Below are 14,869 nucleotides of genomic sequence, written 5' to 3' on the forward strand. Positions count from 1 at the left end.
ATATTGTATGAGTAACTGGATATCTAAAATGTTGAAAACCACTCAATTAAGAAATTTATTCAATAGTAATAAAGTAAATTTTTTGATGGAAGCACATAATGGACTTTCTTCTCGCATTGTTGAAGAAGCAGGTTTTGAAGGTATCTGGGCAAGCGGTTTATCCATATCAGCTTCGTTAGGACTGAGGGATAATAATGAGGCAAGCTGGACCCAGGTGTTAGATGTTATTGAGTACATGAGCGACGCTACTAAAATTCCCATATTGCTTGATGGAGATACTGGATACGGTAATTTTAATAACATGTGCAGACTTGTAAAAAAACTTGAGCAAAGAGATATTGCAGGCGTTTGTATAGAAGACAAAGTCTTCCCTAAAACAAATAGCTTCTTGAGAGGTGAATCTCAACCTCTTGCAGATATTGAAGAATTTTGCGGAAAGATCAAAGCAGGGAAAGATAGCCAAAAGAATAGTGACTTTGTTATTGTAGCCAGAACTGAGTCGTTGATAGCTGGCAGAGGAATTGATGAAGCCCTTTTCAGGGCCGAAAAATACTATGAAGCTGGCGCAGACGCAATACTTATTCACTCAAAATCATCGGAAGCTGATGAGATATTTGATTTCATCGACAAATGGGATAACAAATGCCCAATCGTTATCGTTCCTACTAAATATTACACAACACCTACATCTGAATTTGAAAGTAGGAATGTGTCTCTGGTGATTTGGGCTAACCATCTGTTGCGGAGCAGCATCCGTAGTATGCAGAATATCGCTTGCCAGATTTATAAAGATAAGACACTTATAAATATTGAGGAAAATATATCATCTGTACAGGAGGTTTTCAGGCTACAACGTGACAATGAACTTCTTGAAGCTGAAGCAAGATATCTCCCAAGTAAAAAGGATAATTTTTATTTTCTAGTTTTACCATCTTTTTTTAGGTTTTTAAAAGGCAATAAAAATCTAAATTCTATATGGAATGAAGAGTCAGCATTTAATAAAAGAGCAAAAGAAAAAAATATAGAAGCTTTAAAAAAACATGGTGTATCTGAATATCCTGTTATTATACCTGCTCGTGAATATAATCTGCTTTCATTAGTCGATGAGGTTTACCATTGCCCTGTAAGTGAAGAATGTGGTTATATTTTTGTTCCTGATGACATAGTTGTACAAAGTTCTGCCTTTGCCAATTTAGTGAGTGATGATGCTGATATATGTTTGCTTGTTGATTATGCAAACCCAGATACTGAAGCTAATAACTATTTTAGTTTGAAAAAAAGCATCTGTAGGGATAATCTCACTCCTTTACATGAGGCTGATTTTTCGAAATATTCCGAATGCTTGGATCGAGCTACATGGCTTGGCGCGTTCAAGTTAAGTACTTATGGTTTATCATTGATTTCTAACCGAGATTTTTATAATTCGGCTATTAATAATGAAGTAGTTGATTTTCTGGATGTAATAAAAAAACTATCAGATCGAGGTGTGAAAATATCGGTTCAGCTAGCACAAGGACAATGGACTAGAGAAGATGACCTCATATTGATTGATAAAGTCCCTATGCACATCGTGTAAAGTTATAAGACTAGGAAGAAGTGTTAATACTTTCTCCAATTCAAAATAATAAGCTATGTAAGAGAGGTTATATGTCATTTAAATTAGACCGTGTATTGATAAATGGGAAAATCAATACAGATTTACTTGAAAATCTCAAAAAAATTTGTCTCAGTCACCTTCGCTCTTTAGGATTTAATGAAGACGAGATCAAATCAACATATGATTCTCTAATTTTTGCTGAAACGCATAATAAGCCTAGTCATGGATTAAATAGGCTTTTTAGTGGTTTTATCGAAAAATGTGTTGACTCCGAAATGATGGAGCCTAATAAAGTCCCCATCCTTATGGATTCAAGCGATGACCAGCGGTTTTTCTTTAATGGAAATCATGCTATAGGTTACTATGGAATTAAGTTTATAGTTGAGAAGATAATACACAAATCAAAATCAAACTCTGTTATTTTTGCGCATGTCAACAATCTTTACCCTACAAATGCGCTATCAGAATATGCTAAGGAACTCAATGATCATAATTTAATCTGTTACATTACAACTAAATCTCCTGACAAAGTAGGTCCTCCCGTTTCTCCCGGTAAAGATGTAGTAAAAGCTAAAGCAGTAGTTGGCACAAATGCTTATGCTTGGGGTTTTCCCAATGTAGCTGGAAACCATTTTATTTTCGATGTCTCAATGGCTGGAGCCACAAACGGAGAGTTGTTACAGCCTTTAGAGAATCAACGGAAAAGTTTTCTAAAAAGCAATTTCCTCACGAAAAGTCTTAATACCCCTAATGATCCCGAAGACCTCTTTAATTCCACTGGGGTGTTTGATGGTTTGATATTACCTATGGGGGGAGAGAAAAACTATAAAGCATTTGGCAATCTGCTAATTGCAGAATACTTTAATCTACTATTCGAGCAAAACTCAACAAACACTTCCACGACTATTATAGCAATTAAAAACACGAATAAATATTGTGGGGATTCTGAGTTTAGAGCAAAGTTGAAAAACTCTCTCGAATACCAGGGTGGTCAAAAACTAAAAATACCATTTGAAGAAGGAGCTATTTTCTCTGAAGGAGAAGTTTTATTTAAGTATAGTGATGAGATATTGAAACTAAAATATGATAATTGTTCAGCCTCAAGTTATAGATTGAATGCCAATAGGTGTTTTTTATTAGAAAAAGACCTCGATTTATACAAGCTTAAACTTATAAATTCTGTCAAAAATGAGATTCTACGATTTTCGGACTGCGTCCCTGAGAGTGTTATCGATGCTGCAATTAACACCGATTTGGATAATAATTCTTTCTTTAATGAGTGGAGTAAGGAATATTCTCTTCCTTCTTTAGATCAACACTCAAAGATAATGGATGGTGTAAAGGGGCTTACCTTTGGTCAAGATGATCTAGTTCTTGATGTTGGTTGTGGAAATGGCCGATTGATTCAAGTTTTGCCGAAAATAAAGAAATTAGTTTGCCTCGACATTTCTGATGCTATGCTCGATAGTATACCTACAGATCATTCCACTTATATCATTCAGAAAATCCACTCTGATTTCCTGGATTATTCCACGAATGAATCTTTTGACAAGATAATATCTATTATGTCAATGCATCATATTCCTCACCATGAAAAAAATACTGCGATCAGTAAGGTAGTATCACTTCTTAATAATAACGGGGTGTTTTTTTTGGGGGAAACATTTCTTGACTCTGTCAACATTGACGACAGACATAACATGTTTAATATCGCAGATATTTACTTTAAAAAAATTAAAAACTGCTTTAGCAATGGAGTAATCTCTCACGGGCTGAAAGATTTTCAAATATTACGAAGGATACTTTTTTCTGATGGAGAGTATATGCTTTCAAAAAAACAATGGTCTGAACTTCTTTTATCACATGGTTTAACACCTGTCGCAGGTAAAACCACCTCCCCAGACATTGGATATGGGTATTTAGCGTTTAAGAAGATTTAATTAAAATTTTTCCCATATTAACTCATGTTAAAAAAATAATGGCGAGGGATTATGCTTGAAATAATTACAGCTGCATTTACTTTTGGGTTGGTTGCTGGTTTAAAACCCGGACCGCTAGGAATAATTGTTATTCAGCAAACATTATCAAGAGGTTTACCAGCAGGGATATTAGCCAGTCTTTCTCCTTTAATAACTGACACGCCAATTATATTCATTGCAGTTTTAATTTTAAGGAGTTTTAATGACATTGATTTATTCATTGCTTTACTTTCGCTCATTGGTGGTTTAAATCTCCTCTGGATTTCAATCAAGCTATTTAAAGTTAACATGAGTAAGTTATCTGCTAACAACCTTAGCTCAAGCAGTCTTTTGATGGCTGTAAGAGTAAATCTTCTAAATCCAACTCCATACTTATTCTGGTTTACGATAGGAGGCAGCTATATCATTTCTGGGACTTTAGTGCAGAGCATTGCATTCTCAGTTGTTTCTATTTCGTCATTAATACTGTCAAAAATTTTTGTTGCTTTACTTGTCCTTTATTTTAGGGGGTTCCTTTCCAGTAATCGATATCTTTACGTTATGCGTACATTATCACTGGTTCTTTCCGTTTTCGGTTTTCAGTTAATATATCGCTCGTTTGAACTTATCCACTCAATGTTATCGCTCAAGACTTGAGGAAAAGATTTTTTTCGGATTAATATGAAGAGCAATAAGTTGCCGTGTCATTAATAACACTCTTTAGTTAACATTGCTTACTTCTGGCCATACTGCGTTCTTCTGATTTTGTCGTTAATTGGAACCACGCATCGTTCATCCGGGCCGATGGCTAGAACTGCTATTTTATTTATTAAATTGAATCAGTACTTCATGAAGTAGCCTGAATAGTTGTTCCGCTGAGAAATCAGAGAGGAATCTCATATTCCATCATCAGTAGCATACTGGCTCTTACGGAAGCGGTAAAATTGCCGAAACAACGGTGCCGTGCCTGAGGATCATGTTGAGACCGTGATGTCAGCTAACATCGGCAAGCATCGTGCGGACGCGGCGCTAAGCTGGATTGTATGACTAGGATATGTGAACTGCTGATAAACTAACCTGCCCCCAGGATTCGATACAACACTTATTAGTAATGTCGGATCCTTCACTCTCAGAATGACACGCGTCAATGTGGCGTCGGTAAAACCGCATCGACCTTACATCTGCGCCCTTGTTCGGAAAAGACATTTAGCAGAATGCCACCCATCTCGGAGCAGGACAGTCTCAACCGGACAACCATCCCCTCTGGCCAGCCAGCTCACCCATACGGAAAATTAGTCAGCTAGCCGCTCTAGTACCGGGAGGGTCAGATGATTGAACGTTCGTTCATGGTTCTCCTACACGCTCAGCCCGATATTAATCCTGGAGAGTATCGTGACCACCTGCGTCACACTTATATTATGGCGGTCCATCAGCAGCCAGAATTGTTCGTAAACGCGGTTTACCGTGGCCTTTCGTTGCGTCGTGGTTTTCTGTCAGGACGGCCTCAATGTTGACGTTGACCAGCTCAGTGACAGAGATAACGAGCCTGCGTTAAATGTGGTGTAAAAATTCTCGTAAGGCTGGCGGGAAACGTACAGCCACTGGCGGACTGCCGGTCTTTTCCCCTCTGCGAATTGCTTAGGCAGCTGTCTCTGCTCGTCGCTCTGCTCTGAGACGACGCGGTAGAGTATTTCTGTCAGGTTGATGCGTTTCATAAAGGCCCTGGTGTTGGCTGGATAAGTAAATATTTTGTTAATCTTTTTTGTTGCGGGTGTGAATACAGTACCTGGCTTAACTGCGCGTTGTATAACACGATATTTCGATCATTCAGATCGAATACGTGTGTAATCAGTGTGCCCCCATTTATGACTTAACAACTGAAATCATTTTTCCGGTTCAGAAGTTTTTTTCAGCAGCATCACCGGCCATCTGGTGCGTGACGGACAGCGCCAGCGCCACTGCCTGAACAGGATTTCCAGCTGCATCAGGGCGCGGGCAGAGTCCCGGAAAGGGACACTCGTCAGCCGGCTGTGGTAAGCCCAGCCTCGCGCCGTCAGGTACGCCATGAGCCTGGCCGCCCGCACTGGCGTCAGCAGGTGCGAAGCAATGACAACGGTCTTTCCCTCCTGCAGCGCGGATTCCGCCGCCTCATATACGCCAGACCAGAACCAGCTCACGCGCTCAGGCGTCAGCCCCACGGTGGGCAGCCAGGGAGACAGGTGCACGGTGATGCGTTTTTTCCGGCTGAGCAGGCAGGGTCTGCGGTAGAACTGCCGCGTCACACAGTCGAGCGGCCTGAGCATAAACGGCGAGGCGGCCGTCAGCATCCAGAGCGTCAGGACGCCGCCGGGACCAGCTGGCGTCAGCAGGCTGAAAGCGAGCGTGAGCGTCAGCCAGAGAATGAGGGTCAGGATAACCAGTCGTTGCTGCATGGGTGTGCTCAGTTTAATTAACGGAAGGTGCGCACAGCAAAGCACGGGGCGTTAACGGCGTCCGTCGTAAACCCTGAATCCGGGTTGAAAAATTAAAGCAAGCGGGATGTCTGCCTGAGGCAGATAAGGGTTTAGGGTTGCAAACGACGCACGGTCTCATAGCGTTACGTCATTTCTGAAGCAGAACGAAAGGCAGTGACGATGGTACGGGTAATGAAATGGCTGGCAGGCAGGACGGCGCAAAAGTCGACGACAAAGCGGCTGAACATGGACGGGAAAGAGGTGGCGTTTCGCCCGGTCCTCACCGGTAGCGAACTGATGCAGACGGCTGAGCGGCGTAAACTTCTGAAAATTCTGGCGGAAAATAGCCCCCTGTCGCAGTCCGTGACGGAGGCCTGGTGGCTTCAGCCGGCACAGGCATTGCTTGCGTGCGTACAGGACTGTCCTGCCGCGTGGCGCGGGCCTTACTCCGGGCCGGGGGGATTTGGCGACCTGAGCCTCAGCGTGGCGGTCAGGGCCGTCCGACTGGTCCGGGGCATGATGCTGCCGTCCGGCGCGACTTCAGAAGAGCAGTCTGAGCAGGCGCCGGGCTGGGTCTGTGCGGTGTTCTGGGCGGGGCTGTTTCATCATCTGGCCTGGCTGACGCAGGCCGAAGGTGCCACGGAAAAAGGGCGGGTGTGGTATCCAGGCCTTGAGGAGCCGGACAGCGCGTGGCGAATCCGGCCCGCAAAAGAGGGGCAGGTAGCACAACTAACGGGCCAGTACATGGCCGCACGGCTGCTGCCGGCGTCCGGCATGCTGTGGCTGCAGCGCTGGCCGGGGATCTCACACTCCCTGCTGCAGTTTATGGCGGGTGAGCGCGGCGGTGTGCTGTACGGCATTATTGCCGAGGCAAAGACAGGTGCAGGGTTCGGTGTCAGCGAATTATCAGATTTATCAGACAGGGCAGGTGTCAGTATTTCACAAGTGACGCAACCTGCTGAAACTCCCCCAAAATTAGCACACAATTCGCCATTCCTTTTGTCGAGTCACATCATTTCAGCAAATGTTTCTGAACCAATTGGAAACGAAGCGGCAGCGTATACTGCCCCTCAGACAGGAGATGCAGCAGCAGGGGCAGAGAGTATCGTCCCTGCCATCACAGGTCTGGTATCGGCCCTGAGCAGCGTGGATACCAGTCCTGACCCGGATGAGACCGAGCAGAGCGACACGGACAGCGCTCCTCAGGCAGACCTGCTGGCGGTACTGGACCGCATGGCGGCGGGACAGTCGCCCGTCAGTGCCGGTGAGGAAAACACTCCGCTTCTGACAGAGCCTGAGCAAATCCCGAATGCCGTGCTGCTGAGCACGACTCCGGAGGCAACTGAAGTGGCAACAGACGGCGAGCGGTTTATGGCGTGGCTGAGGGAAAGCACTGAAGGTGGCACGCTGACGGTAAACCAGCGTGATAGCTCGTTGCACGTCCTGGCCGGTTTTGTCTTTCTGGTGTCGCCGGACGTCTTTTTTAAATGCATTTCATCACAGCCGGAAAATAATTTTGATAAAAACAGGCTGCAGAAAAGCTTTGAGGCGCTGGGCATCCATCATTCACGAAATGGTAAGGGGTTATACCATTACCATAAATATGATTCGCCGGATAAAAGCGGTCGTTTTACCAGCCTGTCGGGATATATGGTTCGGACCGACATTATTTTTAAAAAAGGAAGCTGTCCTGCGGACAGCATATGGCTTTCGCCACGGCGAGAGTAATTACAGGGTTTATGAGATAAAGAGGTCACAGTGTCTGATAACGTATCATTTGATGAATTACTGAATGATTATTTCTTCAGTAAATCACTCCGTGAAGCTACCGAATGGAGTTACCGCAAGGTGGTTAAAACGTTTATTAAATTCGTCGGCGTAAATACAACACCCGAACAGGTGACCAGCCATATGGTACTCACCTGGCGAAGAAAAGTTATTGCTGATGAAAAACTGTCCAAAATAACCTGGAATAATAAGCTGACGCACATGCGTGCTATTTTTAATTTTGCCATCAAAAAAGGCTATATCAGCCAGAGAGAAAACCCTTTTAATGGCGCAATCGCCAGGCCCGATGTGAAGCGCAAAAAAACGCTGAGCAATGACCAGATTAAAAGAATTTATCTCATCATGGAGGCAAAGGAACAGGACGAAATTATTGGTGCAGGGGAAGTACGTAAAAATGCCCTGCGGCCGTGCTGGTTCTGGCTCACAGTGCTTGATGCATTACGGCGGACGGGCATGCGGCAAAACCAGCTTCTTCACATCAGGCTCTGCGACGTGAACCTCACCCATAACTGGATAAGTCTCCGGCCAGAGGGGGCGAAAAATCATCGTGAGCACCGGGTTCCTGTCACGAGCCAGTTTCGCCCTCGCCTCGAACGGCTGTACAGTCTTTCTCTTGAAAGGGGAGCAAAAATGGAAGATCAGCTTTTCAACCTCACACGGTTTGACAGCCGAAGAAATGAGGTCAGTGAGAACATGGACAATCCGCCGCTCCGGGCTTTTTTCAGGCGACTTTCTAAAGAGTGCGGGTTTGTTGTCAGTCCGCATCGCTTCCGACACACGATAGCGACGAACCTGATGAAACTCCCTGATCGCAACCTCAAAATGGCACAGGATCTGCTCGGGCAATCGACGCCGAGTGTAACCCTGCAATACGTGGAAAGCGACATTGAGAAGGTGAGAAGCGTGATTGAGGAGCTGGATGTTGACTAAGATAAATCTTAAGGCAAATCTAACTATCTGATTTAAAAAATGGAAAAAATGCGAAGGATTTATTTACATTATCTTGACAGAGAGGATGAAGAACAGGTAAATACTTTGCTGAAGTGTTTTTAATGGATGTGAGAAGCCCAGAGGATGCGGGAACATCCTCCGGACTTTAAAGTCCCGTGTTCAACAAAGGTTCGGTAAGCATATTTACCAACTTTTGGCTGAAGGGGACCCTCTGTCTTGCCCGTTAAGGATCTCACCCCTTAACGAACAGGCTCTGAAGAGTGGTGCCCGAACCCGGAATCGAACCAGGGACACGGGGATTTTCAATCCCCTGCTCTACCGACTGAGCTATTCGGGCAACGGGGCGCATTAAACCGTAAAGGCCGCGGGTCGTCAACGGCTTTCACTAAAAAACCCCGGAAAACGTGACTGATTGCCTGATTTTCAGTCAAAGCGGGTAAAACCTCAGGCCAGTGCGCCATTCTTACGGCACAGCGCGATGCTGTAAACATCCTCCGCCAGCCGTTGTGCGGTGGCGACATCCTGCACATTGCGCTTCACCAGCAGCTTGCTGAGGCAGCCTTCAAGAATCAGCTCCATCTGATCGGCCACCATGCTGGGGTTATCCAGCGCCTGCTCCACCAGAATGTCGTGGGTAAACTGCCATGAGCCGCGTTTCTGCTGTTCGGCCAGTTGATGGATGGGCTGATCGGGCTGCGGGTAGAAGCTACAGGCGGCGATAAACAGGCAGCCTGGAAAGCGTCCTTTGCTGACCTGCTCACTCAGAACCTCATAGCGTGCCATCAGCTTCCGGTCGGGCGACAGCGATTCATCCAGCAGGATCTGGCGCCGCCAGGTATCAATTTGCTGGCCGTGATAGCGCAGCGCATCGTAGAGCAGGGCGTCGCGATCGGGCCAGAACAGCTGAAGCTGATCACGGGTTAATTCGGAGCCCGCCAGGGTTTCCAATGAGAGGGTGGCGGCGAGGCCGTTCTGTTCAAGCACATTCAATGCATGCTCGAGTATCTGTTCACGCTGCAAGTGACTCTCCTCTGGTATGCAGGCCCGGTTATTCACCGGGCAATGACCTGACTCCAGTGTTGTTTATGGGGTAAGTTTCTGCAAATGCGCCCGGAAGTCGGCGGCATTGAGAAACCCGGTGATGCGCGAACCGGGGATTTCGCGGCCCTGCGCATCAAAGAACAAAATCGTTGGTAAGCCCAGTACCTGAAGATGCTGCAACAGCGCGTTGTTACTGGCGTTGTTGGCGGTGACGTTAGCCTGGAGCAGCTGTACCTGACTCAGGCTATCGCGCACGGCGCTATCACTAAAGGTATATTTTTCAAACTCCTTACAGGCGACGCACCAGTCAGCGTAGAGATCGACCATGGTGATGCGGCCGCGGGCCTGCTGCAGCGCGTTATCGAGCTGCTGCGGCGTCTGGATGGTATGGAACGGCAGTGGTGCCACAGCCTGCTGCTGCGCCGCCGGGCCACCAAAGGCCCAGTCCTGCAACGGACGTGCGCTGATTAGCGCAGCGGCCAGCATGATAATCTGCACCACGCGCCACGTACCGCTGCTGGCGCGCAGGCTGACGCTGAACGCCCAGCCAAAGAACGCCACGCCGAGCAGGCTCCAGAGACGCATTCCCCATGCATCGCCCAGCACCCGCTCCAGCAGGAAGACGGGCAGTGCCAGGATGACAAAGCCAAAGCCCTCTTTAACGGTTTGCATCCACGGGCCGCTTTTTGGCAGCAGCCGGTTACCAAACAGGGTCACGGCGATCAGCGGTAATCCCATTCCGACCGCATAAAGCCACAGCGTCCCGGCACCGGCCCACAGATTTCCGCTCTGCGCGATGTAAAGCAGAATGGCGCTGAGCGGCGCCGTGGTGCAGGGCGAGCAGATCAAACCTGCCAGCGCGCCCATCAGAAAGACGCCGGGCAGCGAGCCACCCTGCTGACGATTACTCCACAGGGTCAGGCGGGTTTGCAGGCTGGCGGGCAGTTGCAGCGTAAACAGGCCGAACATCGACAGCGCCAGCACGATAAACAGCAGTGAGAGCGTGAACAGCACATAAGGATGCTGCAACGCGGCCTGGAAGCGCAGACCCGCTGCCGCGACAACCAGTCCCAGCAGCGTGTAGGTCAGCGCCATCCCCTGCACATAGACCATCGCCAGCGCGAACAGTCGGCCCAGCGAATAGTGGCGCTGTCCGCCAAGGATAATGCCGGAGATCAGCGGATACATCGGCAGTACGCAGGGCGTAAACGCCACACCGATACCAATCAATAGCGCCCAGAGCGGGGAAAAGGGCAGCGGGCTGGCGGGCGCGGGCTGAGCGTTGACCGGCGGCGGTGGGCTGCTGGCGGTCAACGCACTTACCGGCACGCTGCGCGTCTCTGGCGGATAACAGAATCCGGCGGCGGCACAGCCCTGATAAGTCACGCTGAGCGTGGCACCACTGGCCGCCTGTTGCAGCGTCACCGGCAGCGTAAGATCCTGCGGATAGATTTCGCTTTTGCCGAAGAATTCATCTTCATGTGGCTGACCGGCCGGCAGCGTCAGCGGCGCTATCGTCGCGTTCTGCGGCGTGATGTGGATCTGCTGGCGATAGAGGTAATAACCCGATTTCACTTTCCAGTGCAGGTTGAGCTGCGCGCCCTGCTGGTCGAAGTCAAAGGTAAATGCCTGATCGACCGGCACAAAGCGACTGGTCGCCGGATTTGAAAAGAGTGAAGCGTGCGCCTGCAGGCAGATAAACAGCGTCAGCAGAAGCGTAATTAAGCGAGAGATGCGTGCAGCCATGACAAGTATTCACTGTCTCCATATTTAACCGGCAGCGCCAGCAGTTCGGGCACATCGTAAGGGTGAGCTTCTTTGAGCAGATCACACAGCGCCTGCTGATGATCGCGGTCGCATTTCAGCAGCATCTGGACTTCGCTGCTCTGCTCCATTTTTCCCTGCCAGAGATACCAGGAGGTGGCACCCGGCAGCAGTGTGACGCAGGCCGCCAGCCTGGCTTCCAGCGCTAAGCCCGCAAGGTGCTCCGCCGTGGCCTGATCGGGCGCGGTGCAGAGGATAACGACAGCATTCATCCTGTGACTCCTGTTTTAAAGAGCGCCGATGATAGCACGCTCCATGCGTAACACGAGGAGTGCGCTAAAGCAGCAATCCACCAAAGACGAAGCCAGAGAGCACCGACAGTGCAATGGCGATTACTCCGGGAATGATAAAGGCGTGGTTAAACACAAACCTGCCAATCCGGGTCGAACCCGTGTCATCCATCTCAACGGCAGCCAGCAGGGTAGGGTAGGTCGGCAGCACAAACAGCGCTGAAACCGCCGCGAAGGAAGCGATGGCAGTAAGCGGCGTAACGCCCAGCAGCAGCGCGGCGGGCATCAGCGCTTTGGTGGTCGCAGCCTGCGAGTAGAGCAGCATCGAGGCAAAGAACAGCACCAGCGCCAGCATCCACGGATAGGTTTTCAGCGTGTCGCCCGCCAGCATCTGAATTTCCGCCAGATGCGCCTTCACAAAGGTATCACCCAGCCAGGCGACGCCCATCACGCAGATACAGGCGCTCATGCCGGACTTAAAGGTGCTGGCGCTGAGGATTTCGCTGGTGTCGAGTTTGCAGGTCAGGCTGATCAACGTGGCGATGGTCAGCATAAACACCACAATTGCTTCATTGCGTGGCAGTGGCGGATTGGCGATTAGCCCGACACTGGCGCTGGTCGCGGTGGCATAAAGCACCACGGCTACAATGCCCGTCAGAAACAGCAACACCGATTTTTTCGCGCCCGGTTGTGCCTGGTAGAGGCTGGCGCCTCGCAACTTGACTTCGCCTTTGGCGAGACGCGCCTGATAAACCTCATCATCCTTTAGCTCACGGCCTAAGAAGTTAGTCACCAGAGCGGCCAGGAAGAGGCCCACCATGGTTGAGGGGATGGCAATCGCCAGCAGCGTGATATAGCTGACACCGCGCGGCTCAAGCAGGGTAGCGAAGAAGACCACCGCGGCTGAAATGGGTGACGCGGTAATCGCGATCTGCGAAGCCACCACCGCAATCGACAGCGGCCGGGAAGGGCGAACGCCTTGCTCTTTCGCCACTTCGGCAATCACCGGTAATGTTGAGAACGCGGTATGTCCGGTACCGGCCAGCAGCGTCATCAGGTAGGTCACCAGCGGGGCCAGCAGCGTAACGTGGCGTGGATGGCGGCGCAGCAGGCGTTCCGCCAGGCTCACCAGATAATCCATGCCGCCTGCCACCTGCATGGCGGCTATCGCGGCGATCACCGCCATGATGATTTCAATCACATCGAACGGGATAGCACCGGGTGCCATGCCAAATCCCAGCGTCAGGATCAGCACGCCCATTCCGCCTGCAAACCCGATACCAATGCCGCCAAGACGTGCGCCCAACCAGATCGCCATCAAGACGATAAGCAGCTCTACCACAAACATGAATGACTCCTGAAAGATAAACCGGTAATCGCCGGGTGTGCTGTTTAACAAAAAAAAAGGCACACCGTGTTGATCGCGGTGTGCCTTTGGTTAACCAGCGTCGGTTAAACCTTACTGTTCGTTTTCATCAGTGTAACGTTTTGCTTTATAAACCGGGTACATCAGGTTCTGCACCGAGAAAATATCGTCCAGCTCACTTTCCGTCAGCAGCCCGCGCTCCAGCACAACCTCACGTACACTTTTACCGGTTTCCGCACAGATTTTGCCGACGATGTCGCCGTTGTGGTGGCCGATGTAAGGGTTGAGGTAAGTCACGATACCAATCGAGTTGAAGACATAGGCTTCGCACACGGCGCGGTTGGCGGTAATGCCGTTGATGCACTTCTCCAGCAGGTTGTAACAGGCATTAGTCAGAATGCTGATCGACTCAAACAGCGCCTGTCCAATCACCGGCTCCATCACATTGAGCTGCAGCTGGCCCGCTTCAGAGGCCATTGTCACGGTGATGTCGTTGCCAATCACTTTGAAGCAGACCTGATTTACCACCTCCGGTACGACCGGATTGACCTTGGCGGGCATGATAGAGGAACCCGCCTGCAGCTCTGGCAGGTTGATTTCATTCAGGCCCGCACGCGGGCCAGAGGAGAGCAGGCGCAGGTCGTTACAGATTTTAGAGAGCTTCACCGCCAGACGTTTCAGCGATGAATGGACCATCACATAGGCGCCGCAGTCAGAGGTCGCTTCAATCAGATCTTCCGCCGGCACCACCGGCAGGTTGCTGACTTCCGCCAGACGCTGTACGGCCAGGTGCTGATAGCCTTCTGGCGTATTGAGACGTGTACCGATGGCGGTCGCGCCCAGGTTCACTTCCAGCAGCAGTTCCGCGGTGCGCAGAATGCTTTTGGTCTCTTCATTCAGCAGTACGCTGAAGGCGTGAAATTCCTGCCCGAGGGTCATTGGTACGGCATCCTGCAACTGGGTGCGGCCCATTTTCAGGATGGTCTGGAATTCATCGGCTTTGTGCTGGAAGCCTTCGGCCAGCTGGCTGATGCCATCAAGCAGTTTCAGCAGCGAGCTGTAAACCGCGATGCGGAATCCGGTTGGATAGGCGTCGTTGGTGGACTGGCATTTGTTCACATGATCGTTGGGGTTAAGGTACTGATATTCCCCTTTCTGGTGGCCCATCAGCTCAAGGCCGATGTTCGCCAGCACCTCGTTGGTGTTCATGTTGACCGAGGTCCCGGCACCGCCCTGATAGACATCCACGGGGAACTGGTCCATACAGCGGCCATTATTGAGCACTTCGTCACAGGCCTTAATGATGGTATCGGCAATGTTGCGCGGGATGGTCTGCAGCTCTTTGTTGGCCATCGCCGCCGCTTTTTTTACCATCACCATGCCGCGGACAAATTCAGGTATGTCACTGATTTTGCTGTTGCTGATATAAAAATTCTCAATCGCACGCAGAGTATGAACGCCATAATAGGCATCCGCCGGAACTTCGCGCATACCTAACAGGTCTTCTTCGATACGAATGTTGTTCGCCATGATAACCTTCTTGTTGTTGCCGCTAACCATCACAAAGGATGTGTTTATTTTGTCGTGGTGTACCCGTGCCGACATATTATCCGTCTTCATAGGGGCGTGTGCGATCATATTCTGATGCATATGAAAAGCAC

Annotated in this window: 11 protein-coding genes and 1 tRNA gene; 5 read left to right on the forward strand and 7 right to left on the reverse strand. The window is 49.4% G+C overall.

From position 1 onward, the window contains the following. Window positions 1–28 precede the first annotated feature (28 nt). From aepX to AC0T7J_RS14210, 3 genes are all read left to right on the forward strand, one after another. Entirely contained in the window at window positions 29–1,576 is a 1,548-nt protein-coding gene (aepX, locus tag AC0T7J_RS14200; protein ID WP_473795031.1) for a phosphoenolpyruvate mutase, read from the forward strand. A 71-nt stretch (window positions 1,577–1,647) separates the two neighbouring features. Further along, window positions 1,648–3,537 carry an Ldh family oxidoreductase gene (locus AC0T7J_RS14205; RefSeq protein WP_473795033.1) on the forward strand — a complete coding sequence of 630 codons (1,890 nt, stop codon included), beginning with the start codon at window positions 1,648–1,650 and terminating at the stop codon, window positions 3,535–3,537. A 51-nt stretch (window positions 3,538–3,588) separates the two neighbouring features. After that, window positions 3,589–4,212, forward strand: coding sequence for a LysE family translocator (locus AC0T7J_RS14210; RefSeq protein WP_473795035.1), 624 nt, complete (start codon window positions 3,589–3,591; stop codon window positions 4,210–4,212). Window positions 4,213–5,438: 1,226 nt separating this feature from the next. Here the strand turns inward: AC0T7J_RS14210 and AC0T7J_RS14215 are convergent. Continuing rightward, window positions 5,439–5,987 carry a pili assembly chaperone gene (locus AC0T7J_RS14215; RefSeq protein WP_473795037.1) on the reverse strand — a complete coding sequence of 183 codons (549 nt, stop codon included), beginning with the start codon at window positions 5,985–5,987 and terminating at the stop codon, window positions 5,439–5,441. 213 nt (window positions 5,988–6,200) lie between these two features. Here AC0T7J_RS14215 and AC0T7J_RS14220 point away from each other — a divergent pair, with 213 nt between their 5' ends. Continuing rightward, window positions 6,201–7,736 carry a conjugal transfer nickase/helicase domain-containing protein gene (locus AC0T7J_RS14220; protein ID WP_473795039.1) on the forward strand — a complete coding sequence of 512 codons (1,536 nt, stop codon included), beginning with the start codon at window positions 6,201–6,203 and terminating at the stop codon, window positions 7,734–7,736. A 30-nt stretch (window positions 7,737–7,766) separates the two neighbouring features. Then, entirely contained in the window at window positions 7,767–8,726 is a 960-nt protein-coding gene (locus AC0T7J_RS14225; protein WP_473795041.1) for a tyrosine-type recombinase/integrase, read from the forward strand. A gap of 282 nt (window positions 8,727–9,008) precedes the next feature. On the opposite strand, the gene AC0T7J_RS14230 is transcribed toward AC0T7J_RS14225, so the two are convergent. The 6 genes from AC0T7J_RS14230 to aspA form a co-directional block, all read right to left on the reverse strand. Continuing rightward, window positions 9,009–9,084: transfer RNA gene (locus AC0T7J_RS14230), tRNA-Phe, on the reverse strand. Window positions 9,085–9,191: 107 nt separating this feature from the next. Further along, window positions 9,192–9,767, reverse strand: a complete 576-nt coding sequence (gene dicD / locus AC0T7J_RS14235) for a division control transcriptional repressor DicD (protein ID WP_473795043.1) — start codon at window positions 9,765–9,767, stop codon at window positions 9,192–9,194. A 63-nt stretch (window positions 9,768–9,830) separates the two neighbouring features. Further along, window positions 9,831–11,534, reverse strand: coding sequence for a protein-disulfide reductase DsbD (locus tag AC0T7J_RS14240; protein ID WP_473795045.1), 1,704 nt, complete (start codon window positions 11,532–11,534; stop codon window positions 9,831–9,833). Further along, window positions 11,510–11,824 (reverse strand): divalent cation tolerance protein CutA, encoded by a 315-nt coding sequence (gene cutA / locus AC0T7J_RS14245; protein WP_473795047.1) that lies wholly within the window; start codon window positions 11,822–11,824, stop codon window positions 11,510–11,512. The genes AC0T7J_RS14240 and cutA overlap by 25 nt, the downstream gene beginning before the upstream one ends. Window positions 11,825–11,888: 64 nt before the next feature. Beyond that, window positions 11,889–13,190: an anaerobic C4-dicarboxylate transporter gene (locus AC0T7J_RS14250; RefSeq protein WP_473795049.1), complete on the reverse strand. Its 1,302-nt coding sequence runs from the start codon at window positions 13,188–13,190 to the stop codon at window positions 11,889–11,891. Window positions 13,191–13,301: 111 nt separating this feature from the next. After that, entirely contained in the window at window positions 13,302–14,738 is a 1,437-nt protein-coding gene (gene aspA, locus AC0T7J_RS14255) for an aspartate ammonia-lyase (protein ID WP_010251996.1), read from the reverse strand. Window positions 14,739–14,869: the final 131 nt, after the last annotated feature.

Source organism: Pantoea sp. E956-1, assembly GCF_982223955.1.